The organism is Acinetobacter sp. YH12046 (assembly GCF_013419905.1).
Taxonomy (GTDB): Bacteria; Pseudomonadota; Gammaproteobacteria; order Pseudomonadales; family Moraxellaceae; genus Acinetobacter.
Map to the genome: position 1 here is coordinate 117,623 of NZ_VOZF01000002.1, position 21,442 is coordinate 139,064.

The following is a 21,442-nucleotide window of genomic DNA, read 5'->3' on the forward strand; positions in this document are numbered from 1 at the left end:
GTGGAGTAACGAATGGCTCTCCGTCACTTTCTCACCTTACGCGATTTATCAACTTTAGAACTTAACCAGATTTTGCAACGCGCAATTGAGCTTAAGCGCAAACAGCATAACAATGAAGTGTTCCAACCCTTTGTTGGTAAAGTGATGGGCATGATTTTTGAAAAATCGAGTACCCGTACGCGTGTTTCGTTTGAAGCTGGCATGAGCCAATTTGGTGGTAGCGCCATTTTCCTGTCTTCACGCGATACCCAACTGGGTCGCGGTGAGCCAATTGAAGATTCTGCACGTGTGATTTCCAGCATGCTGGATATTGTGATGATCCGCACTTTCGGTCACGATATCGTAGAACGTTTTGCTTCTTATTCAAAAGTTCCAGTGATCAACGCTTTGACTGATGATCATCACCCTTGCCAGTTACTTGCTGACATGCAGACTTATCTGGAACATCGCGGTTCGATCGAAGGTAAAACTGTTGCCTGGATCGGCGATGGCAATAATATGTGTAACTCTTATATCGAAGCAGCGCACATGTGGGGCTTCAAGCTAAAAGTGGCTGCACCGAAAGGCTATGAGCCTCAAGAACAGTTCCTGTCTGAATTCGCACACTGTGTAGAACTGGTCGATACTGCTGAAGATGCAGCAGTCAATGCCGACCTGATCGTCACTGACGTTTGGGCAAGTATGGGCCAGGAAGAAGAACAGAAAATCCGTGAAAAAGCTTTTGCAGATTATCAGGTGAATGAACGCCTAATGGATCTTGCACACCCAGACTGCCTGTTCATGCATTGCTTACCTGCGCATCGTGGTGAAGAAATTTCTGAAAACATGCTGGATCACAAAAATGCTGTGGTTTGGGATGAAGCAGAAAACCGCCTTCATGCACAAAAAGCACTGGTTGAATTCCTGTTGAATGAAAACCTGAAAAAAGACTGATTCCTTCAAAAAATCTTCACAAATTAAGCACCAATCTCTGGTGCTTTTTTTGTTTCAGCTCTTATAATCAGAATTGAAATGACATAAAAAGTGATGCGATACAATGCAAAAAAAATATTGGACTTTGGCACTCCTGGCAGGTTTTAGTAGTGCTGCTTTACCGGTGTATGCTTCTGAATTCGACCAGTATCTCCAAGGAAAAGGCATTCTGGACAGCAAGTTTAAAATTGAGAAAAAAGCTGAGCTGAACGAGCTGCTTACCGTGCTAAGTGCGGAAGATTCCAAGACTTTACCGCTACAGATCGATCAGAATACAATCATAGAGCAGTTACAACTTACAGCCAATAAAACCACGCTTAAAGGCATGATCACGACACCCGACTTTAGCCAGTTTGAGAAAGACTTAGGCCGTAAAGAAGTTCTTAAAGTGATTCGTAATAATCTTCTAAATAACTGCCAGATCTTTTTTGAACATCGCTATCAGATCGTCAATCCTTATAAAATCGAACTTAGTCTCAGCTCCCAAACACACACTTATAATGTTGACCTCTCCCAGAAAGACTGTAATGTAAAATAATCTTGTCTAGAATCAATAAAGGCAGCTTTAGCTGCCTTTTATATTTTGATAAATTCTATTTTGGTAAATATAAACAGACGGTCAACGGATCAAACCTTGCGGCTGTAAAATAATAATTAATGCACCTAGAATGACCACGATTCCCCCAAGCAGATCCCAACGTGAAAGGCTGATCTGATCAACGAATCTCAGCCACATCAATGCTGAGAAAATATAAATTCCCCCATAGGCGGCATAAATACGCCCAGAAGCGGCTGGATGCAAAGTCAAAAGCCAGACAAAAGCAGCTAAAGCTAATGCCGTCGGAACCCATAACCACTGGCTCTTCGCCTGATTTAAAATCAGGTAAGGAAAATAACAGCCCAAAATTTCCATCAATGCTGTTAATAAAAATAGAAAAAACGTAGTTAAAAGTTTGCTAATTTGGATATCCATATATTCCGCTAAATCAGAAACTCTTTAAACCAAGAGTACATAAATTAAGGGCAAATAAAACAACAAAACCCGTGCGAACACGGGTCTGATGATGATCTATTCAATGATTAAGCTGGTTCAGCAGTCTGATCTTCGAAGACTTCAAGTTTCAGACCGACAGATTTACCATTTTCTTTCTTCACAGAAACTGAAACGTTACCACCATTTTCAGCCAGTTCACCAAACAGGATCATTTCAGCCAGTGGTTTTTTCAGATGTTCCTGAATCAGACGCTGCATTGGTCGAGCACCCATCAAACGGTCATAGCCATTTTCAGCCATCCATTCGCGTGCGCTTTGATCCACCTCCAGCACCACTTTCTTCTCATCCAGTTGTGCCTGAAGTTCAGTCAGGAATTTATCCACGACATTTTCAATAATGGTATTCGGCAATGCCTTAAACTGAATTACACCGTCCAGACGGTTACGGAATTCTGGCGAGAAGGCTTTCTTCATCGCTTCCTGATTATCATTACTGTTGTCCTGTTCCATGAAACCAATGCTGACGCGGGAAATACTTTCCGCACCAATATTAGTCGTTAGAACCAGTACCACATTACGGAAATCGGACTTACGACCATTATTATCCGTTAAGGAACCATGATCCATGATTTGTAATAGCAAGTTGAATACATCTGGATGCGCTTTTTCAATCTCATCTAGAAGTAATACACAATGCGGATTTTTGTGAATCGCATCGGTCAGCAAACCACCTTGGTCAAAACCAACATAACCTGGAGGCGCACCGATCAGACGAGAGACTGCATGACGTTCCATGTATTCGGACATGTCAAAACGTACCAGCTCTACACCCAAAATTTTCGCCAATTGCTTGGTGACTTCAGTTTTACCTACACCCGTTGGACCTGCGAAGACAAAACTACCGACTGGCTTATCAGGCGATTTCAAACCTGCACGAGACAGTTTGATCGCAGAAGCTAAAGCTTCAATTGCTTCATCTTGGCCGAAGACCACACGTTTCAGATCACGCTCAAGGTTCTCCAGTACAGACTTGTCATCTTTAGAAACCGTTTTCGGTGGAATACGGGCAATCTTGGACACAATGTCTTCGATGTTTTCAACTGTAATCAGGCTGTCATCTTGCTCAGCTTTCAAACGGCGTTGTGCACCGGCCTCATCAATCACGTCAATCGCTTTATCTGGCAAGAAACGGTCATTAATAAATTTCGCTGACAGTTCAACCGCAGAAACCAGTGCCTGATCGTCATACTGCACATGGTGGAAATCTTCAAATTTAGATTTCAGGCCACGCAAGATATCAATTGTTTCTGTAATCGAAGGCTCATTCACATCTATTTTTTGGAACCGACGTGACAAGGCATGATCTTTTTCAAAGACCTGACGGTATTCCTGGAATGTGGTTGAACCGATGCAACGCAATGAACCATTTGCCAATGCAGGCTTGATTAGATTCGATGCATCCATGGTGCTGCCCATGCTTGAACCTGCACCGATGATCATATGAATTTCATCAATGAACAGTACTGCATCTGGTTTTTTCTTCAAGGCATTTAATAGTTGTTTTAAACGCTTTTCGAAATCACCACGGTATTTAGTTCCCGCCACCAGTGCGCCGATGTCTAGGCTATAGATTTCAGCATTTTCCAGTGGCTTAGGTGCCTTGCCATTCACAATTAACCAAGCCAGACCTTCAGCAATCGACGTTTTACCCACACCTGGATCACCAACAAGTAAGGGATTATTTTTACGACGGCGGCATAAAATTTGCGCTGCCCGCTCAATTTCTTTTTCACGGCCAATCAATGGATCTGTCTTGCCGCGTTGAGCTTCCTGATTCAGGTTTGTCGTATATAACTCTAGCGGACCAGAATTATTGGAAGAGGCCGATTCACCGTCCAGTTCTTCAATTTCTTCTTCAGACTGTACTTCGTCTTTACGCGTACCATGAGAAAGGTACTGAGTTAAAGTCAGACGGTTAATCTGATGACGTTTAAGCAGATAAACTGCAAAAGAATCACGCTCAGAATACATCGCAACCAGAATATCGGCGCCTTCTACAGTACGATCACCGCCACTGGATTGAACATGGAAAATTGCACGTTGCAAAATCCGGTCAAAACTTTCTGTAGGATGAGGTGCCTGATCACTATTTTCACCGAGTTTAGGGGTATGTTGTTCTACGTACTCTTCTAATTCTTTACGCAAAACGATAATATCTGCACCACATGCTTTTAAGGCATTCACGGCAGAATCATTGTCGAGTAAAGCTAATAATAAATGTTCTACGGTCAGGAACTCATGTCTCTTTTGACGAGCCATGCTGACAGCCAAACGTAGTGATACTTCTAATTGACGACTGAGCATGCAACCCCCTTAATCTTTCGGCTCAATCTGGCAAAGTAAAGGATGACCTTGAGATCGAGCGTAATTATTGACTTGGTTCGCTTTGGTTTCCGCAATGTCTCGAGGATAGACCCCAGCTACACCTTTTCCTTCATAATGTACAGTTAGCATTACTTGTGTAGCTTGGTCAAGATTCATTGCAAAGTATTGTTGTAAAATTTCAATTACAAACTCCATTGGAGTGTAATCGTCATTCAATAATACCACTGCATACATCGGTGGACGCTTCAGTTCAGGAGGTGCAGTCTGGACTGCAAGGTCAGCGTCATCATCGTGAAAAGGCTCGTCTGTTAAACGCGGGCTAATATGCCAATCAACCATGCCGGACTCGTAAAAAGAATTTTTGATCTCACTTAAACATTTTGGACGTTTATTGCTTGGCATACGATTTCTATTTCACACTTAATTTGCATTTGCTTCAGTTTTTGGAATCTCTGACAGGACTGTTGACTGGCTTTCAACAGCTTTCCCCTGATCCCAGCTAAAACGGCGAATCACAGGCTTAGTCCCTGAGAGGCGCACTTCAATAAATTCTGGTTTAAAACCTTTAGGCATGGTCCAGCGACCAGTCAAACGTTCGTAATTGTCAAAATTAAAGTTTTTATCTTCAAGCGGCACGACCAGAATTTCAGTACCCTTAATCAAGCGCAGTTCCACTGTACCAGAAGCACGATTTTTGCCTGGGCTGACCTGAACCAGATCAATCTGGTATTCGAAGGCATTATCAGGCAATGCCTTAATCCCCAGATGTTGAACTGTCAATGCTAAACCACCGCGTTGACGCAAGATCTCGCGGTAGATCGTACCAACGCTTTCAGCCTGCTCCTGGGCATCACGCGCCTTATTTGCAGCCAGATAAAGATCATTGGCATTGCTAACGGCCAAATCACGTTCCTGAACCGCTGTATTCAGAGATTTATTCAGTGTTTCCAGACTAGTTTTCTGTTTTTGTACCACTTCAACCAGTTGTTCCGCATCCGCCTCAAAACCTACCGCAGTCAAACCTTGCCGATGCCCGACCGTATAGCCCAGCAAGCCACTACCCAGAATCAACACAGCAGCACCGATTACCAAAGGTGTATTGCCTTTCATCAATGGTTTCTTTGTAGAGGGTTCCTGGATCGTCATGTTTGACTCATTATTCGGCATTTTGATCTCTGTATACTTTGTTCAAGACACACATTTAAATCCAAATCTAAATGTGTGTGAAGTTCTAATACGTTTTTTATGGTAATAAACCAATATTATTCAAGCCTGCATTTTCTGCAAAGCCAAACATCAGGTTCATGTTCTGTACTGCCTGACCAGCTGCACCTTTGACTAGATTGTCCTGAGCCACCAGAATCACCAGCTTGGTTGGTTGTGGTTTGTATAGTGCAATACGCAACTGGTTAGCACCACGCACCGAACGGGTTTCTGGTGAACTGCCTGCTGGCATTACATCAACAAACTGTTCATTGGCATAGAACTGCTCGTACAGTGACTGCAAGTCAGCTGCCTGACCTGCTTCAGTCAAATCGATATAAATCGTTGATAACATCCCACGAATCATCGGCACCAGATGCGGCACAAACAGGATATGGTCAAACACGCCTTTTTGACCTGAAATATTTTCTAATGCTTCTACGATTTCAGGATGGTGACGGTGGCCCGCAACGCCATAAGCCTTAAAGTTATCAGCATTTTCAGAATAGATCATGCCCAGGCTGGCTTTACGGCCTGCACCTGATACCCCAGATTTTGCATCGATAATAATGCTTTCTGGTTTTACCAAAGCTTCTGCCGCCTTTAAAACTGGTGCCAAACCAAGCTGAACCGTCGTTGGATAACAGCCCGGATTACCAATTACACTCGCCTGTTTGATCTGGTCACGGTTAAGCTCAGACAGACCATAAACAGAATCTCTTAACACTTCTGGGCAAGCATGTTCCATGCCATACCATTTTTCGAACTGTGCCAGATTTTGCAAACGGAAATCCGCTGCAAGGTCAATTACCTTGGTATTGGCAGCAACAAGTTCTTCAGCATGTTTCATGGCAACGCCATGTGGTGTCGCGAAAAATACCACATCACATGATTTTAATAGATCAAGGCTGAGATCAGAAAACTGAAGATCCGTATGTCCACGCAGACTCGGGAACATATCGTCAACACGACGGCCTGCTTCAGTACGTGATGTCAGTGCTTTAACCTCTACATTCGGATGTCGCAGTAATAGACGTAAAAGTTCAACGCCTGTATAACCTGTACCACCCACAATACCCACTGAAATCACGATGATTACCTCAAACTAGATGTTTCCTTTATGGGCTGTAGTATGACAGGAACTTGAGGTTTTCTAAACTGTTTCACTAGGGATTGATGGTTTTTTATTTACCCTTTTATTTTGAGTGTTTTTAAAAAATTTGAGAGGATGATACCTATTGCTTAGGCTATTTGGAAGTAAATAAATACTATCCTCGTTCCTTTAAAGATATTCTTAAGCTGCCCACCAATATGGCATGACAGTATTTTTCAGAATTTTACGGTGAATTAAATAATTTGGATCATGCTTTGCTACCTCTGCCCAAAATCGTGGACTATGGTCAAAATGCCGGGTATGGGCCAGTTCATGCACACATAAATAACGCACGATTTTTTCAGAAAATAAAATGATGCCGCTATTTAGCATAATGTCATGTTTGGCCGAACAACTGCCCCATCGTGTTTTCGGCTGGCGAACATTACAAATGTTAAATGATAATCTTGTTTCTTGACTTACTTTGTTCAGATAAACAGACAGCTGCTCTTTGGCATAAGAAATAATAAAAGCTTTTAAATATCCTTCAGGATTTCGATCACTAATCGACAACTGTAATATTTCAGCATCAAAAAGGAAGTTCTGCTTCTGACTTTGATAAACAATCTGAATGGGTGAAGTCTGATTAAAAAGCTGCAATTCTGCTGGTAAAGATCTATCAATACTTTGATTTTTTTCCTGCTGCAATTTCCAGGTTTTGAGTAGCCAGCTTTCCGCTTGGTCAATAAAATTTTGAATCTGTTTTTTGCTACAAAATACAGGTGCGGTTAAACGGATTTGATCACCCTCTACACGCAGTCTGAGACGTGTTGAGCGAACATTTCGGGTGATTTGAATTTCGGGCAGGTCGTTTAGGATCATTTTTTATATTTAATCGTTATTTTACTAATCCCCCTCGATCCCCCTTTAATAAAGGGGGAAGTTCAAACTTATAGAAGTTTCGAGGAGCTTTATCAAATTAAAGACTTTTCCCTCCTTTGAAAAAGGAGGGTCAGGGAGGATTTCTTAAATCGCTGTACGCTCTTCAATACCATTATTGGTCGCAACAATCGCAATATCCGCTTTATTGATCGCGAAAATACCGTTACATACGACGCCTGGAATGTCATTAATCGTTTTTTCCAGCTCAAGCGCATTCAGAATATTCAGGTTATGCACATCCAAAATAACATTTCCATTATCAGTCACTACACCTTCACGGTAAGCAGGATCACCACCTAATGCCACCAACTTACGTGCGACTGCTGAACGTGCCATTGGAATCACTTCAACAGGTAATGGGAAATCACGACCCAACTGCTCTACCCATTTCGAATCATCGACGATACATACGAATTTTTTCGCAATCGACGCCACGATTTTTTCACGTGTAAGCGCAGCACCACCACCTTTGATCATGTGCATATGACGGTCAATTTCATCAGCACCATCGACATAGGCATCTAAACCGCCCACGCTATTCATATCAACCACTTCAATGCCTAATTTCTTCAGACGCTGTGCAGTCGCTTCAGAACTTGCAACAGCAGCTTCCAATTGCAGTTCTGGTAAAAGGTCAATTAAAAAGTTAACGGTACTACCTGTACCTACGCCTAAAATGCCCCCTTTTGGTAAGTGTTTTAAAGCCGCTTTGGCTGCAGCTTGTTTTTTCTCATCTTGGGTTGCATATAGACTCATGACATCACTCAACTAATTTGGACTTTTGCAGTAATTTTAAACCGCAAAGCCGTGTGGTTTGTTACAATAGAGTCTTATTTTAAACTGTTAGATGGAAAATTAACATGCTGTCTCGTTTGGTTCGACAAATTTTACAAGCAACGGTCTACGATGTTGCAATCGAAACCCCACTCGAAGCAGCGCCACGAATTAGCGAACGCTTAAATAATAACATTCGCTTTAAACGTGAAGATTTACAACCGGTCTTTTCATTTAAACTACGCGGTGCCTATAACCGTATTAGTCAATTACCGAAATCACAACTCGAACGTGGCGTTATCACAGCTTCAGCAGGCAACCATGCACAAGGCGTGGCACTGTCAGGGAAAAAGCTGGGTATTCGCGCGATTATTGTGATGCCAAAGACCACGCCCGACATTAAAGTCCAAGCAGTAAAACGTTTAGGGGGTGAAGTAGTATTACATGGTGATTCATTTGACGTTGCCAACAAATATGCCATTCAACGTGCCGAAGAAGATGGCATGACCTTTATTCCGCCTTATGACGACGAACTGGTGATGGCAGGTCAAGGTACGATTGCCAATGAAATCCTGCGTCAATGGCGCGATGTAGAATATGTCTTCGTTGCTGTTGGTGGTGGTGGCCTGATTGCCGGTGTTGCAGCGTACTTGGGAGATGTGGCTCCGCATGTCAAAGTGATTCCTGTGGAATATGATGAATCCGCGTGCTTAAAAGCGGCCTTAGAAGCCAATGAACGTGTGATTCTTCCATCTGTCGGTTTATTTGCCGATGGTACTGCGGTGGCACAAATTGGTGAAAAACCATTTGATGTGATCCGTCTGCAAAAATCAGATAATTCTGGCCCAATTGTTGAACCTGATGTGGTACTGGTCAATACCGATGAAGTCTGTGCAGCAATTAAAGATACTTATGATGAATGCCGTAGCATCGTAGAACCGTCAGGTGCAATGGCATTGGCCGGTATCAAAAAATATGTCGCTGAACACGGCATTCAAGGCAAAAACATCGTATCGATTGTTTGCGGTGCGAACATGAACTTCGACCGTCTGCGCTATATTGCCGAACGTACAGAACTCGGCGAACGCAAAGAAGCTATCTTTGCCGTAACTATTCCAGAAGAAAAAGGTTCATTCCTGAAATTCTGCCGTGCACTACAAGGCCGTAATATCACAGAGTTTAACTACCGTTCAAGTGATGCTTCTGCAGCTCAGGTCTTTGTCGGTATCAGCCTGAAAAATGGTGAAAAAGAACGTCAGGAAATCTATGAAAACCTGAAATTCGACTACGATGTTGATGATCTGTCTGATGACGAAGTCGCAAAACTACATATCCGTTACCTGATTGGCGGTCATGCCGATATTGAAAATGAACGCCTGTTCCGCGTGGAATTCCCGGAACGTCCAGGTGCCCTGCTAATGTTCCTGGAACGTCTTGGCCCAACGCATAACATCACCCTGTTCCATTACCGTAACCACGGCGCTGCAGAAGGTCGCGTACTGGTCGGCCTGGAAGCAGAAGATGCACAGCAAAATCCAGATGGTTTGATTGAGACATTGGAAAGCATTACTTATCCATATGAAGAAATCACCAACAACCTGGGTTATCAGCGTTTCTTGAAATAATCAGTTTGATATAAACCGCCTTTCGAGGCGGTTTTTTTATGTCCAGCTAAAAAAATGTATGAAGTATTTATGTAAGGCCAGATAGCTGAAAACTATAAAAATCTTTAAGATACGCACTTAGACATGAACTAATTTGAAATAAAAAGATTTAGGGAAATATGCATGGCATTATTTGCAGTCATTGGGCTGGGCAGCTTCGGTGCAACAGTAGCGACTCAACTGATCAGCCTGAAACATGATGTGATTGGAATCGATCTCGATAAAAAATATGTGGAAAATATTTCCGATCAGCTTACCCATGCGGTGATTGCCGATGCAACCGATGAGCATGTCCTGGATGAACTGGATATCCAGCGCTGTGAAGCAGTCGTAGTCGCGATTGGTGAAGATATTGAAGCCAGCATTCTGTGTGTACTGCATCTAAAAAATATGGGTGTAAAGAAAATTTGGGCCAAAGCCAAATCCAAAGCCCACCATATGATTTTGACTCATCTGAATGTCGAAAAAATTATTCACCCAGAAGAAGATATGGGCGTTCGTGTGGCACAATCACTCAGCTACCCGATGGTTAGCCGTTATATGTCACTTGAAGATGATCATTATATTGTCAAGATCGAGATTCATGCCGATCATCATGACACTCCCTTACACCAGTTAATGAGTCAGGTTCCCGAAATTAAAGTTCTTTTACATAAACGCGGCACTGAAATACAACATATCGTGGATCTTGAGCTGCTACTTAAGGAAGGTGACATTCTGGTGGTCGAAGGATTACTAGAGCCTCTACGCCGTTTGTCCAAGCATTTTAAGGCCATATGAAAAGCTCAAATTTAAACCAGAACAGGATTGTCAATCTCAGTCCACCGAGTCTGCTGGCCTTAGGTTTTCTCGGACTGATTTTTATTGGTTCTTTATTACTGATGCTGCCCTTTGCGCATCAAACTGAAATCAGCTGGTTAGAAGCGATTTTTACAGCAACTTCTGCAGTGACAATTACCGGGCTATCTGTGGTCAATGTTGGTGAAGCTTATACACCCTTTGGGCAGGTCGTGATTATGTTCCTGCTGCAATGTGGTGGCCTCGGTTTTATGACCTTTGCCATACTCGCTTTTATGAGTCTGTCACCTAAACTTGGTTTAAGACAGCAAGTGATGGCACAGGAATCTATTGGCCAGACCAGTTTGAAGAAAGTCAGTTTTACCATTAAAGCGGTATTCCTATATTCCCTGTTTTTCGAAGCCATTGGCACCCTAATTTTAACCATGGCGTGGCTGGAAGATTATCCTTTTGGTGAAGCACTGTTTTATGCGGCTTTTTATAGTGTTTCTGCGTTTAATAATGGCGGATTTTCCCTTTTCCCCAATAGCTTGATGAGCTTTTCCGGCCAGTATTTCGTGACCTTTACGATCAGCATGCTGTATATCATTGGCGGGATCGGTTTTCTGGTTCTGATGGATGTAAAACAGAATAAAAGCTGGCGCAAGCTTAGCCCGAATAGCAAGCTGATTCTAACGACGATTATGGGCCTTAACCTGAGTGCTTTTATTGTACTCTGGCTATTAGAAGCCTCTAATCCACAGACTTTAGCGCTGATGAGTGTAGGTGATCAGGCACTCAATGCCTGGTTCCATGCCACTGTTCCCCGCTCTTCGGGTTTTTATAGTCTGCCCATGGACCAGATGAGCGATGCCTCAAGTCTAGTCACCATTTTTTTAATGTTTATTGGTGGCGGTTCCTTAAGTACGGCGGGCGGAATTAAAGTTGGTACCTTTATTATTGTGGTGATCAGCGTAATCAGTTTTCTACGCCGTGAAGATGAAATCCGCTTGTTCAATCATTCTATTTCTGAGAAAACTACTTTTAAAGCCTTAGCGGTTGTGTGTATTACTGCAGGTCTGGTCATGACCGGTTTTATGAGTTTACTCATTCTAGAACCCGATCATGATTTTTTAGATTTGCTGTTTGAGGCGGTTTCTGCCGCCTGTACAGTTGGATTAACACGTGGTGTCACTGGAGAATTGCAGCCAGCGAGTTTAATCATTCTGATGCTGATGATGTATGCGGGTCGTCTAGGACCTTTGACCCTTGCCTATTTAATTGCAACACCGAAGAAAAGCCGTCTTAAACATCCGCCTTCAGAAATTCAGATTGGTTAAGATTTAAATGAATAGGTATAAGCAAAAAAACCACGCCTAAGCGTGGTTTTTTACATGAAACAGATTAGTACCAATTCATTAAGGATACACCCAAGCCCACATAGGTCGCACGGTGATTATAATCAATCAGACTTTCACCATAACCATCAAAGAGCTGGAATTGACCGCGTAGACGCCCACTGATCGGAAATGACCAGTCAAACTGGACTGCACCACGGTTATCATCTCCACCTTTTAGCGTATGACGCAACATCAGGGAAAAATCGTGGGCATTATGACGATAAAATGCAGTTAAATCCCCACGCCCGATATAGTTTTTAATCTCGGGATTATTGTCATCAGCCCGGTCTTCTTCAATACGATACCAAGGGCGCAGCATCATGGCGAAGTTGTCTTTTTCAAAACCGAGATTCAGCATTACCCGGTTCCAGCTACGAGATAATGGATCGGAACGGCCATTAGACTGGTGATTAAGCGTCAATCCCAGCATACGCCAGTTCAAACCAAACAGATCATAATTGGTACGGAAGATCAGGCTGGCTTCGGGCTCATAATTGGTTTCACGAAATGGTCGGGACTCTTCCGAGTTATACACCTGCCAACGTGAAGACTGGGTATAGCCCAGCCAGAGATCACCGTTATCACCCAGAATATTTTCAACCGCCTTGGTTTTTAAAGATAACTGGAATTTCCCTTCAATCGAGGTCAAATTCTGGTCTTCTTTAACCGTGTTATTTGGGTTTTCGCTTTGCGGAAACTCGTTTTTCTTGGAAGTCCAGAATCCTGGCATCAGATAAATCGGCTGATAGGAACGGATATTCCAGGTACCCAGTTTACTTTCTGGCGACAATTCCCAACGGCTATCCAGCAAGGATAAAGCCGGAGTCAGCTTTGATCCTTCAGAAGCATAGATATTGGAAACGGTCTGTTCAATTTTCGCTTTGAGGTTGTCGGGTTCGGGCGCAATTTCTATGGCTGCACGCCGTTCAGAAACAATATCAGGCTTACTATCGGCCGGTATTTTAAATACCGCATCATAACAGGCCAAGCGTTCTGAATTGGTTTCAACCGCAGAGCAAGCCTCAGCCGTTGCCGGCATCGGACTACTCGCTACAGTTTTATCTTCCGCATTAACTTGCGTCCCAACTGCACAGCCAAGCAAAACGCCTAGCTGCAAAGTTGAGCGCTTAATAGAATTAAGCGCCATCCTCTATCCTCATTGTTTTTATTTATTGAACTTGCTGAATTGTAAAGCCGAGTTGTTCTAAAGTTTCTCGTTTGGCAAATGGCGCAACCACCGCTTTTGAAGCTTGCTGTTCAACCAGATAAGTCTGTGCGACACGTTCCAAATCATCTAAAGTGACATGCAACAAACGTTCCCGAAGCTGTTTATGGAATGCTGGCGTACGTTGATGCAGGTAGGCATAACAGGCTGTAATCGCTTCACCTGCTGGTGACCCCGGTTTGTCCATACTGGCAATTAAACCCAAGATGGCTTCTTCCAGCTGATGCGGTTGTTGAGGTGCGTTAAGCAACCATTGGATACTTGCATCAAAGTCCTGGAAAGTCTCTGCTAAGCGTGGATCGCGATAACTATAGAAGCGGAAAGAACATGCATTTCCGTCATAGCTTGCGCCACCACCATAAGCACCGCCTTTTTCACGGATTGCGCTATGCAGATAACCATTACGCAAGTAGCCTGCCAATACCATCAAGGCAGCAGCATCAGGATGTGAAACTTCTACCGCAGGATAAGCTGCTGCACAGAACTGCACATTAGTCTGAATCAACCAGGCTTCATCATTGCTATGATTAACTTTTTCAACCTGAGTCAATTCTGCAGGTGCAGTATTCACTTCCAGTTTGTCCCACACGTTTTGAATTTCTTCAATCAGACGCTCAGACTGCTGTTCTTCACACACCAACAGGAATTGTTTTGGCGCTTGTAGCAAGACTGCATGAATGCGTTTTAATTCCTCAATCATGGCGTCATAAGCTGCTGGATCTTTTTCAGCGTGATTGACCAAGTTAATCAGCCAGTTCAAGGCACCCAGACCGGTATTATGATAATCACGCAAGGCTAGAGCACTATGCTGACGTGATGCTACTTGCATCGCATAGCTATGACCAGAACCGGAAATACGCGACTGCCAGCGAGTTTTACGCTGTTGTAATAACTCAATAATACGGCCTTTTTCATCAAAGCGTAGCTGCTCGAAACCGATTTTTAACAGACGGATCGCATCCAGATGGCTAGCCAAAGATTTAGTCGTTAAAGTTAGCCACGCACTGATCTTGTTTTTGTCATCCACTTTAGAACGCAATGAAGCGCCCATGCCCAGACCACCACTGACTGCTGTTTGCAGTTGCTGGAATTGCAGGTAATCATATTCACCCGCACCAACTTCACCCATTAAAATAGACAACAGGTTGAAATACGGTGATTGCACCACTTCATCTGGAATTTTCACCAACACCTGTTGGTAATAAATCCCATTGGTACCTGCATGATAAAGATTCAACGGCGTATCTACGCGGTTACAGATAATCTCACGCAACTGGCCTTGAACAATCTGCAATTCCGCAGGCACATCTTCCAGACCCACCTTAGGTAACAGATTCAAATCATCTGGAGTATCTTGGCGGATATTTAACGCTTCAGTTTGAGCATTGATCTCTGCTTTTTGCTCTTCAGTTAAAGCTTTACCAATTTCAGCCAGACGTGCTTTTTCTTCTTCCGCTTCTTTGGCAGATTTAGTTGCATCTGGAACTAAAGTCAGTTGAACACGGTGCGGGTTATCTAAAAGATGATCTTTAATCAGATTCGACAGCCACATTGGATCTTGCAACTCTTCTTTTACTGAAGCAATTGCAGAGTCCACATCCCAGACTTCAACTGGATCACGATGGTGAATTGCACTGCTTAAGCCGCTTAAAATCAGGCTTAGACCATACGGTGTACCATCACCATTGATTTCACGCTGATGCAATTCGATCTGATGTAGGATCGCATCTACTGCCTGTTGATCAACAGGTTTAGAGGCAACTTCTTCCAGAACTTTGAAAACTCCGTTTTTGAATTCTTCAGCATGTTCAGGGTTTGAACCTTGAACCGCGCAGTAGAAGGTCATTTCAAAGTTGGAATCATCTACGCCCATGAATGGGCCAGTTGACTGTGCATAACCACAGGTTTCCAAGTAATGACGTAAGGGAGATGCTGAATCTTCCAGCAAAATCCCTTCTACGAGACGCAAGCCTAAACGTAACTTGATATCACTCGCTTCTGGCAATAACCATGACAATACGTGATAAGTCTTGTCCTTCAGATCTTCCCCATCAACTGCATAGGTTTCTGTCACATTGAGTGGCGCAGTTAAACGGGTTTCTGGTATTGAATAAAGTGTTTCACCTTTTTCAAATTTAGACAGCGCCAGATTTTCAAACTGTTCCTGTAACTCAGCAGCAGATTTATTACCAAAGGTCATAAATACAGCATTACTTGGGTGATAATGCGTTTTATAGAAGTTCACCAGCTCTTCATAAGTCAGGTCTGGAATATCTTTAGGATCGCCGCCTGAGTTGTAGTGATAAGTGGTGTCCGGGAATAAGTGATGCGCCAAAGTATGATAAAGCTGATCTGAAGGTGAGCTCATTGCCCCTTTCATTTCATTAAATACCACACCTTTATATACCGGTTCGCCATTTTCCAGTTCAATACGGATGCCTTCCTGAGCAAAATCCAACGGATTCAGGTTCGCAGCGAAAGCCGCATCCATATACACTTCTAATAAGTTCTGGAAGTCTTTATCATTTTGAGTTGCGAATGGATAAGCCGTCCAGTCTGCCGCTGTAAAGGCATTCATAAAAGTATTAAGCGAACGGCGAATCATCAAGAAGAACGGATCACGTACCGGGAATTTTTCTGAGCCGCACAGTGCGGTATGTTCCAGAATGTGCGCTTCACCTTTTGAATCCATTGGCTGGGTGCGAAACGCAACCAGAAAAACATTTTCATCGTGATTGGTCGCCAGATGATAATGGGTGGCGCCAGTCACTTTATGCTTATATTCAGACACTAAAATGTCTAAAGCTTCAACATGTTGTTGACGTACCAACTGAAACGCAGGATGTACAGTTTGAGAAATGGTTTCAGTGACATCTACAGTCATGCGATCTCCTAATGCTTAAATTAAAAAATTATTATTCGCATTATAGCTGTAGTTGTTTGAATTATTCACGCAGAAAACCGAGGATTTTGATCGAATTAAGTAAACCTGATCATCTGATTTTTAAATGATCAGGTTTGGCAATGATCTCTAGATCATATACTTGAAATAGTTATAACTCGGGTGGTTTTCAACAAAGACATAGTTCTGTTTTTGATAGAAACTGGCGGCCAGTTTGGTATCGGTCTGTAAACAAAGTGCTGAATAAAATGGTCGTGCCAACTGCTCCAGATAAGCTAGAAGCTGCTTACCTACACCATGTTGACGATATTTTGGATGCACATAGAAGCGACGTACCCGGCCAATTCTTTCTTCAATGCCGTTATCGCCCCATTGCTGGTTTAAGCCGCCACAGGCAATCAGTTTATTGCCATCATAGGCACAGGCCAGAAATTCATTATTTTGACTGAAACAGTTTTTTCCAGTGCGGTATTCTTCAATTAACTTATCAATCAGGTCATAACCTTCTTTACGCGCCAGTGTCGCTAAAGTGTCAATCTGATCAGGGAGCTGCTCGGCTGTTACAATCTTAATATCCATATACCCACACTGTTTTAGATGATTGTTCAAATGTCGCACCAGTATAACTGCTTGGTACTCTAATCTTATAAATAAAATCCAACCTTTAAATCAATGGCTGCACTCGCTACCGTTTAAAAATAAATCAATTCTTAGACCAAAGATTCAAGCTGAATAAGTTACAGTATTTTTTAAAGTATTCTGAAAATGTTTCAGTGAACTACAGCAAACCCGAGCAATCGTGTAAACTTAGCACTTTCATTTTTAATGTGATATTTGGATATGTCTACTGTTGACCTTTTTGCGATTGGCAATGCGCTGATTGACCAGGAATTTAAAGTTTCTGATGAGTTTTTAACTGCACATCACTTGCAAAAAGGCACCATGCAACTTGCGGATGGTGAAGCTCAGGCTACTCTGTATCAAAACTTAAAAGCAACTCAAACTTATAAAGGTCAGGCTTCAGGCGGTTCAGCAGCCAATACTACAGTTGCATTTGCAGCTTTGGGCGGCTCTGCATTCTATGCCTGCCGTGTCGGTAATGATGATTTGGGTCATATCTATCTGCATGGCTTAAATGAAGCTGGCATTAAAACTACAACCCAATCGATTAGTGAAGGCGTAACAGGTACCTGTATGGTTCTGGTCAGCCCAGATTCTGAACGTACCATGCATACCTATTTAGGTATTACTGCTGAACTCACAGATGAACAGATTGACTTCCAGCCTTTAACAACTGCTAAATGGCTCTATATCGAAGGTTATCTATCCACTTCCGAAACAGCACGTCAGGCCGTAAAACAGGCGCGTGAAATTGCCAAAGCCAATAGGGTTAAAATCGCATTTACCCTTTCTGATCCTGCGATGGTGCAATATGCCCGTGCCGGTCTGGATGAAATGATTGCAGATGGCGTTGATCTCTTGTTCTGCAACCAGCAAGAAGCATTGATGTATACCGAAACAGATACCATCGAAGCAGCTCTGGCTAAACTCAAGGAATTAAGTCAATACGTTGTCATTACAATGTCAGCTGATGGTGCGCTTATTTCCAATAATGGTGAAACCTTTACTGTGCCGGGCCGTGCTGTAACTGCAGTGGATGCCAATGGGGCTGGCGATGCTTTCGCGGGTGCTTTTTTATATGCACTTAATGCGGGTCTTGGCTTAAAAACAGCAGCAGAACTGGCAATTTTGGTGTCTAGTCAAGTGGTAGCGCAATTTGGGCCACGACTGGCGGTTTCAGAATACACAGCATTATTAAAAGATGTTCTTAAGGAATGTGCTTAATGTTTAAAATTTGCATGACTGACGATATTCCAGAGCGTGAAGCACGCTCTTTTGAACTTCCGAATGGGGATACAATTTTTATTACCCAGCGTGATGGTTCGTTTTATGCTTACCAGAATATTTGTCCACATTTACAGGTAGAACTGGAATTTCTGGAAAACCAGTTTCTGGACCGTGATCAGGAATTTATTGAATGCTCTACTCATGGCGCGCTGTTCGTAGTCGAAAGCGGTGAATGTATTTCTGGACCTTGTCAAGGCCAATCACTTGAAAAAGTTGATATTACCGTGCATTCTGATGGCGGAATTTATCTTTCAGAATAATAGCTAAAACGGATTTTGCCATGCCTGAGTTTTTACTTAACTATAACCTGATGCCATTTCATCTCAGTTTATTGTTCATCATTCTGCTTGGCGTGGCAAAAACAGTTGCCTTCTATTTTAAGCTTAAACCCAGTCAACTCCTGGAACGCATTTCTCCATATGACTTTCAGAATGTTGAATGGCTAAATGTCAAATTTTCCAAAACCCTGATTGTTTTTTTCTTCCTGATGAATTTTAGCTTTTCCGGCTATTTTCTTCAGTTTCTGATCTATTCACAGGAATATCATTTCTTACCTGCCTATTACATCATTCTACCGGCATTGATCATTGCGATTTTCTTTACCGTATTTATGATTCATTGTCTGGATCAGGTTATTCCACCTAAATATAAAAAGAATGATGTAAACCTATTAGGCCGTTTAGCTACAATTTCAAGCGGTAATGCCCGTCCTGGCTTTTCTGCCCAAGCACGAGTTCGGGATGAGTATGGTCAGTTACACTATGTTCAGGTTGAACCTGAATTTGGCGAACTGGAATTTCAGTCTCAGATTATTTTAATCCGTCTTAGAAAATCGCATTATGTGGCCAAGAAGATCTGTAAATCCAACCGACTCTTTAGCTTGAATCTGGAAGAAGCTTAAAGAATTCAATAGAAAAAATCCCGGCTAAAAGTCGGGATTTTTTATTGGATAGATAGATTTATTTTTTAAACAAGCCTGAGACCATATTCAATACATTCTGAATATCATTATTGGCTTCCTGCTTGCTGGTTTGCTCACCTTGTGGTGTCAGTGAATCAATAATCTGCGGCAAGACCTGAGAAATGGCGCTATAGACATCCTGTTTAGGCACATGGGTCTGTTCTGCGACCTGTTCTACTTCCTGGTCATCAAACAGGTTTTGTACCTGCTGCGGATCGACATTGGCATTTTCACCCGGGCCAGTAGAGACCCAGTCATCAACCTGGCTATTTAAACCTTGTCCTTTGAGCTTATCCAATGCTCCTTGCAAACCGCCCTGTTTCTGAATCCAGGCCAAGACCAGTGGCAAGACAGCAATCAATAAAGTCTTTGTTGTTGAACTGCCACCCAGTCCAGAACTTGGTCGAGCGGAAGATTGGCTCCCACCGCCGAGCTGGCTGAGTACAGAACCTAAAATTGCACCTAGGCCATTTTGCTTGTTTTGCTGTTGTGAGTTTTGATGCTGCTGATTTTGATTCTGGTTTTGCTGATTAGCATTATTGATATGACCCAATACTGATCCAAGAATATCTGCCAATCCCCCTTGCTGGGATGAACGCTGCTGGGATTGAGCTTGGTTATTTCCTAAAGCTTGCTTGGCCAGCATTTCTACAATACTACTAAGATTGGTCATAACTCATTCCTGTATACGCCTTCTCTACAGAATAGAGTGTGAGTTCATATTTTCCATGCAGGATTTTGTTAATATTTGCAATACTGATATAAGTCCTTCCTAGCTTTCCAATTTTACCAGCGATATTTATCCCAGTTTTCAGGGTTAGCCCAGAATTTAGAGTTAAACCAGTCTGGCACATGTTTATAAGTTAAAATATTGAATTGCCAGAGTGCAAAATCCGCCCCATGAACCGTCTTGTCAATCAACTGGGTCAGACCTAAAGACCTGAGCAGTTTTTCATCCTGCAAGCGACTCACCACAACCAGACGTTTTGCAAATAAATCACGCATTTTAACCAGAATTTGACTCTTCTGCTGTTCTGACAATGCTAAGGTTTCAGGAGTGTCCAGCATCACTACTGCCAGGTCATAACGCTGTTGAAAAGGCAGATTTAAAACCTCAGATACGTTAAAATAGTGCCATTGAATAGATTGCTGAAACTGAGATTGGGTTAAATCCTGCCCGATACAAATAGCAGTATGAATTGGCTGTTCTTTGGCGAAGTCGTCTAGCATTGAAGTGATGACATTCTGTTCAGCCATGACTGCATCCTTATGATTTAAGTGAGTAATTTTTTATGGAACTTCAGGGCATTTGCCATAAAATGCACGTCGGTCTTACAGACCTTAGTGTAACTGATCAAAATACCCAGCGGGCAAATGTTGAATATAAATTAATATTAGATGGATCAGAAATTAACCTTCCATTCCAGTTAGGTCAGGAAATCGAGATTGAATGGACTGGAAATATCTATTGTGTTTCTTGCGGCAAAAAAACTTCTAAATCATTCTCACAAGGCCACTGTTTTAAATGTTTTAAAACTAAAGCGTCATGTGATATGTGCATCATGAAACCAGAAACCTGCCATTATCATTTAGGCACTTGCCGGGAAGATGAGTTTGCACAGAATGTCTGCTTCCAACCACATATTGTTTATCTGGCCAATTCTAGTGCTTTAAAAGTCGGAATTACCCGGATCAATCAAATGCCGACTCGTTGGCTGGATCAGGGTGCAACTCAAGCCCTTCCTATCATGAAAGTGGGTTCTCGCCGTCTTTCCGGTAAACTGGAAGTGATGTTTGGTACCCAAGTCGCAGATAAAACCGACTGGCGTAAATTACTCAAAGGTGAAGCGAAACCTTTAAATCTGATTGAAGTTCGCGATCAGTTGATTGAAGAATTTGCACCGAAAATCCAAACTATCCGTGAAGAGTTTAATCAGAATTTGCAGTTTAATGAGAATATTGAAGTTTTAGATAAGGAATTACCACGTGAGTTCATCTATCCGATAGAGCAATATCCAGAAAAAATCAAATCTCACAATTTAGATAAAACTCCAGTGATCCGAGGCAAACTACAAGGGATTAAAGGCCAATATCTGATTCTGGATACTGGTGTGATTAATATCCGTAAATATACAGGTTATGAGCTAATTTTTAGAGCGGAATAAAATGACCGGATTTCAGAAGAGAGTTATATGCTCTCTTCTTATTTTGGATATTATTTCTTACTTAAGAAAATAAAAAAC

The 21,442-nt window shown here is 42.5% G+C and carries 21 protein-coding genes; 9 read left to right on the plus strand and 12 right to left on the minus strand.

Annotated features, from left to right (window positions below):
- Nucleotides 1-12 precede the first annotated feature (12 nt).
- Both argF and FTU03_RS02335 read left to right on the plus strand, forming a co-directional pair.
- Complete coding sequence (gene argF, locus FTU03_RS02330) at nucleotides 13-933, plus strand: ornithine carbamoyltransferase (protein ID WP_004786004.1); 921 nt, start codon at nucleotides 13-15, stop codon at nucleotides 931-933.
- Between the two features lie 103 nt (nucleotides 934-1,036).
- Nucleotides 1,037-1,510, plus strand: a complete 474-nt coding sequence (locus FTU03_RS02335) for a hypothetical protein (RefSeq protein WP_179992341.1) — start codon at nucleotides 1,037-1,039, stop codon at nucleotides 1,508-1,510.
- An 81-nt stretch (nucleotides 1,511-1,591) separates the two neighbouring features.
- On the opposite strand, the gene FTU03_RS02340 is transcribed toward FTU03_RS02335, so the two are convergent.
- From FTU03_RS02340 to rpiA, 7 genes are all read right to left on the minus strand, one after another.
- The gene (locus FTU03_RS02340; protein WP_175967520.1) at nucleotides 1,592-1,945 is read right to left on the minus strand and encodes a YnfA family protein; all 354 of its coding nucleotides are present in this window, start codon (nucleotides 1,943-1,945) and stop codon (nucleotides 1,592-1,594) included.
- 107 nt (nucleotides 1,946-2,052) lie between these two features.
- Entirely contained in the window at nucleotides 2,053-4,329 is a 2,277-nt protein-coding gene (gene clpA, locus FTU03_RS02345) for an ATP-dependent Clp protease ATP-binding subunit ClpA (protein WP_034702512.1), read from the minus strand.
- Between the two features lie 9 nt (nucleotides 4,330-4,338).
- Nucleotides 4,339-4,752 carry an ATP-dependent Clp protease adapter ClpS gene (gene clpS / locus FTU03_RS02350; protein WP_034170359.1) on the minus strand — a complete coding sequence of 138 codons (414 nt, stop codon included), beginning with the start codon at nucleotides 4,750-4,752 and terminating at the stop codon, nucleotides 4,339-4,341.
- 18 nt (nucleotides 4,753-4,770) lie between these two features.
- On the minus strand, nucleotides 4,771-5,517 hold the full coding sequence (locus FTU03_RS02355; protein WP_179992340.1) for a DUF6776 family protein: 747 nt from the start codon (nucleotides 5,515-5,517) through the stop codon (nucleotides 4,771-4,773).
- Between the two features lie 76 nt (nucleotides 5,518-5,593).
- The gene (gene argC / locus FTU03_RS02360) at nucleotides 5,594-6,649 is read right to left on the minus strand and encodes an N-acetyl-gamma-glutamyl-phosphate reductase (protein ID WP_179992352.1); all 1,056 of its coding nucleotides are present in this window, start codon (nucleotides 6,647-6,649) and stop codon (nucleotides 5,594-5,596) included.
- Nucleotides 6,650-6,847: 198 nt separating this feature from the next.
- Nucleotides 6,848-7,528, minus strand: coding sequence for a M48 family metallopeptidase (locus FTU03_RS02365; RefSeq protein ID WP_179992339.1), 681 nt, complete (start codon nucleotides 7,526-7,528; stop codon nucleotides 6,848-6,850).
- A gap of 144 nt (nucleotides 7,529-7,672) precedes the next feature.
- Entirely contained in the window at nucleotides 7,673-8,344 is a 672-nt protein-coding gene (gene rpiA, locus FTU03_RS02370) for a ribose-5-phosphate isomerase RpiA (RefSeq protein ID WP_159122734.1), read from the minus strand.
- A 104-nt stretch (nucleotides 8,345-8,448) separates the two neighbouring features.
- Here rpiA and ilvA point away from each other — a divergent pair, with 104 nt between their 5' ends.
- The 3 genes from ilvA (at nucleotide 8,449) to FTU03_RS02385 (ending at nucleotide 12,143) form a co-directional block, all read left to right on the plus strand.
- Nucleotides 8,449-9,987: a threonine ammonia-lyase, biosynthetic gene (gene ilvA / locus FTU03_RS02375; RefSeq protein ID WP_179992338.1), complete on the plus strand. Its 1,539-nt coding sequence runs from the start codon at nucleotides 8,449-8,451 to the stop codon at nucleotides 9,985-9,987.
- A 162-nt stretch (nucleotides 9,988-10,149) separates the two neighbouring features.
- Complete coding sequence (locus tag FTU03_RS02380; RefSeq protein ID WP_104426160.1) at nucleotides 10,150-10,806, plus strand: TrkA family potassium uptake protein; 657 nt, start codon at nucleotides 10,150-10,152, stop codon at nucleotides 10,804-10,806.
- Nucleotides 10,803-12,143, plus strand: a complete 1,341-nt coding sequence (locus FTU03_RS02385; protein WP_159122737.1) for a TrkH family potassium uptake protein — start codon at nucleotides 10,803-10,805, stop codon at nucleotides 12,141-12,143. Before FTU03_RS02380 ends, FTU03_RS02385 begins: the two co-directional genes overlap by 4 nt.
- 64 nt (nucleotides 12,144-12,207) lie before the next feature.
- Here the strand turns inward: FTU03_RS02385 and FTU03_RS02390 are convergent, their stop codons facing one another.
- The 3 genes from FTU03_RS02390 to FTU03_RS02400 form a co-directional block, all read right to left on the minus strand.
- Entirely contained in the window at nucleotides 12,208-13,350 is a 1,143-nt protein-coding gene (locus FTU03_RS02390) for a phospholipase A (RefSeq protein WP_179992337.1), read from the minus strand.
- 22 nt (nucleotides 13,351-13,372) lie between these two features.
- Entirely contained in the window at nucleotides 13,373-16,312 is a 2,940-nt protein-coding gene (locus FTU03_RS02395; protein WP_179992336.1) for an insulinase family protein, read from the minus strand.
- 147 nt (nucleotides 16,313-16,459) lie between these two features.
- On the minus strand, nucleotides 16,460-16,909 hold the full coding sequence (locus tag FTU03_RS02400) for a GNAT family N-acetyltransferase (RefSeq protein WP_034170350.1): 450 nt from the start codon (nucleotides 16,907-16,909) through the stop codon (nucleotides 16,460-16,462).
- A gap of 261 nt (nucleotides 16,910-17,170) precedes the next feature.
- Here FTU03_RS02400 and FTU03_RS02405 point away from each other — a divergent pair, with 261 nt between their 5' ends.
- Genes FTU03_RS02405 through FTU03_RS02415 form a run of 3 tightly spaced genes read left to right on the plus strand, consistent with a single transcriptional unit; the run spans nucleotide 17,171 to nucleotide 19,139 of the window.
- Nucleotides 17,171-18,175 carry an adenosine kinase gene (locus tag FTU03_RS02405; RefSeq protein ID WP_166136667.1) on the plus strand — a complete coding sequence of 335 codons (1,005 nt, stop codon included), beginning with the start codon at nucleotides 17,171-17,173 and terminating at the stop codon, nucleotides 18,173-18,175.
- Between the two features lie 14 nt (nucleotides 18,176-18,189).
- Nucleotides 18,190-18,498, plus strand: a complete 309-nt coding sequence (locus tag FTU03_RS02410) for a Rieske (2Fe-2S) protein (protein WP_373684488.1) — start codon at nucleotides 18,190-18,192, stop codon at nucleotides 18,496-18,498.
- A gap of 20 nt (nucleotides 18,499-18,518) precedes the next feature.
- Complete coding sequence (locus tag FTU03_RS02415) at nucleotides 18,519-19,139, plus strand: OB-fold-containig protein (RefSeq protein ID WP_179992335.1); 621 nt, start codon at nucleotides 18,519-18,521, stop codon at nucleotides 19,137-19,139.
- A gap of 58 nt (nucleotides 19,140-19,197) precedes the next feature.
- On the opposite strand, the gene FTU03_RS02420 is transcribed toward FTU03_RS02415, so the two are convergent.
- The gene (locus tag FTU03_RS02420; protein ID WP_179992334.1) at nucleotides 19,198-19,872 is read right to left on the minus strand and encodes a YidB family protein; all 675 of its coding nucleotides are present in this window, start codon (nucleotides 19,870-19,872) and stop codon (nucleotides 19,198-19,200) included.
- A 113-nt stretch (nucleotides 19,873-19,985) separates the two neighbouring features.
- Entirely contained in the window at nucleotides 19,986-20,456 is a 471-nt protein-coding gene (locus tag FTU03_RS02425) for a DUF6231 family protein (protein WP_004786043.1), read from the minus strand.
- A 35-nt stretch (nucleotides 20,457-20,491) separates the two neighbouring features.
- On the opposite strand from FTU03_RS02425, the gene FTU03_RS02430 reads away from it, so the two are divergent.
- Nucleotides 20,492-21,364: a DUF2797 domain-containing protein gene (locus tag FTU03_RS02430; protein WP_179992333.1), complete on the plus strand. Its 873-nt coding sequence runs from the start codon at nucleotides 20,492-20,494 to the stop codon at nucleotides 21,362-21,364.
- Nucleotides 21,365-21,442: the final 78 nt, after the last annotated feature.

Coding starts and splice junctions, on each gene's coding strand:
- argF (WP_004786004.1), top strand. CDS start 13: ATGGCTCTCCGTCACTTTCTCACCTTACGCGATTTATCAACTTTAGAA.
- FTU03_RS02335 (WP_179992341.1), top strand. CDS start 1,037: ATGCAAAAAAAATATTGGACTTTGGCACTCCTGGCAGGTTTTAGTAGT.
- FTU03_RS02340 (WP_175967520.1), bottom strand. CDS start 1,945: ATGGATATCCAAATTAGCAAACTTTTAACTACGTTTTTTCTATTTTTA.
- clpA (WP_034702512.1), bottom strand. CDS start 4,329: ATGCTCAGTCGTCAATTAGAAGTATCACTACGTTTGGCTGTCAGCATG.
- clpS (WP_034170359.1), bottom strand. CDS start 4,752: ATGCCAAGCAATAAACGTCCAAAATGTTTAAGTGAGATCAAAAATTCT.
- FTU03_RS02355 (WP_179992340.1), bottom strand. CDS start 5,517: ATGCCGAATAATGAGTCAAACATGACGATCCAGGAACCCTCTACAAAG.
- FTU03_RS02365 (WP_179992339.1), bottom strand. CDS start 7,528: ATGATCCTAAACGACCTGCCCGAAATTCAAATCACCCGAAATGTTCGC.
- rpiA (WP_159122734.1), bottom strand. CDS start 8,344: ATGAGTCTATATGCAACCCAAGATGAGAAAAAACAAGCTGCAGCCAAA.
- ilvA (WP_179992338.1), top strand. CDS start 8,449: ATGCTGTCTCGTTTGGTTCGACAAATTTTACAAGCAACGGTCTACGAT.
- FTU03_RS02380 (WP_104426160.1), top strand. CDS start 10,150: ATGGCATTATTTGCAGTCATTGGGCTGGGCAGCTTCGGTGCAACAGTA.
- FTU03_RS02385 (WP_159122737.1), top strand. CDS start 10,803: ATGAAAAGCTCAAATTTAAACCAGAACAGGATTGTCAATCTCAGTCCA.
- FTU03_RS02390 (WP_179992337.1), bottom strand. CDS start 13,350: ATGGCGCTTAATTCTATTAAGCGCTCAACTTTGCAGCTAGGCGTTTTG.
- FTU03_RS02395 (WP_179992336.1), bottom strand. CDS start 16,312: ATGACTGTAGATGTCACTGAAACCATTTCTCAAACTGTACATCCTGCG.
- FTU03_RS02400 (WP_034170350.1), bottom strand. CDS start 16,909: ATGGATATTAAGATTGTAACAGCCGAGCAGCTCCCTGATCAGATTGAC.
- FTU03_RS02405 (WP_166136667.1), top strand. CDS start 17,171: ATGTCTACTGTTGACCTTTTTGCGATTGGCAATGCGCTGATTGACCAG.
- FTU03_RS02410 (WP_373684488.1), top strand. CDS start 18,190: ATGACTGACGATATTCCAGAGCGTGAAGCACGCTCTTTTGAACTTCCG.
- FTU03_RS02415 (WP_179992335.1), top strand. CDS start 18,519: ATGCCTGAGTTTTTACTTAACTATAACCTGATGCCATTTCATCTCAGT.
- FTU03_RS02420 (WP_179992334.1), bottom strand. CDS start 19,872: ATGACCAATCTTAGTAGTATTGTAGAAATGCTGGCCAAGCAAGCTTTA.
- FTU03_RS02425 (WP_004786043.1), bottom strand. CDS start 20,456: ATGGCTGAACAGAATGTCATCACTTCAATGCTAGACGACTTCGCCAAA.
- FTU03_RS02430 (WP_179992333.1), top strand. CDS start 20,492: ATGGAACTTCAGGGCATTTGCCATAAAATGCACGTCGGTCTTACAGAC.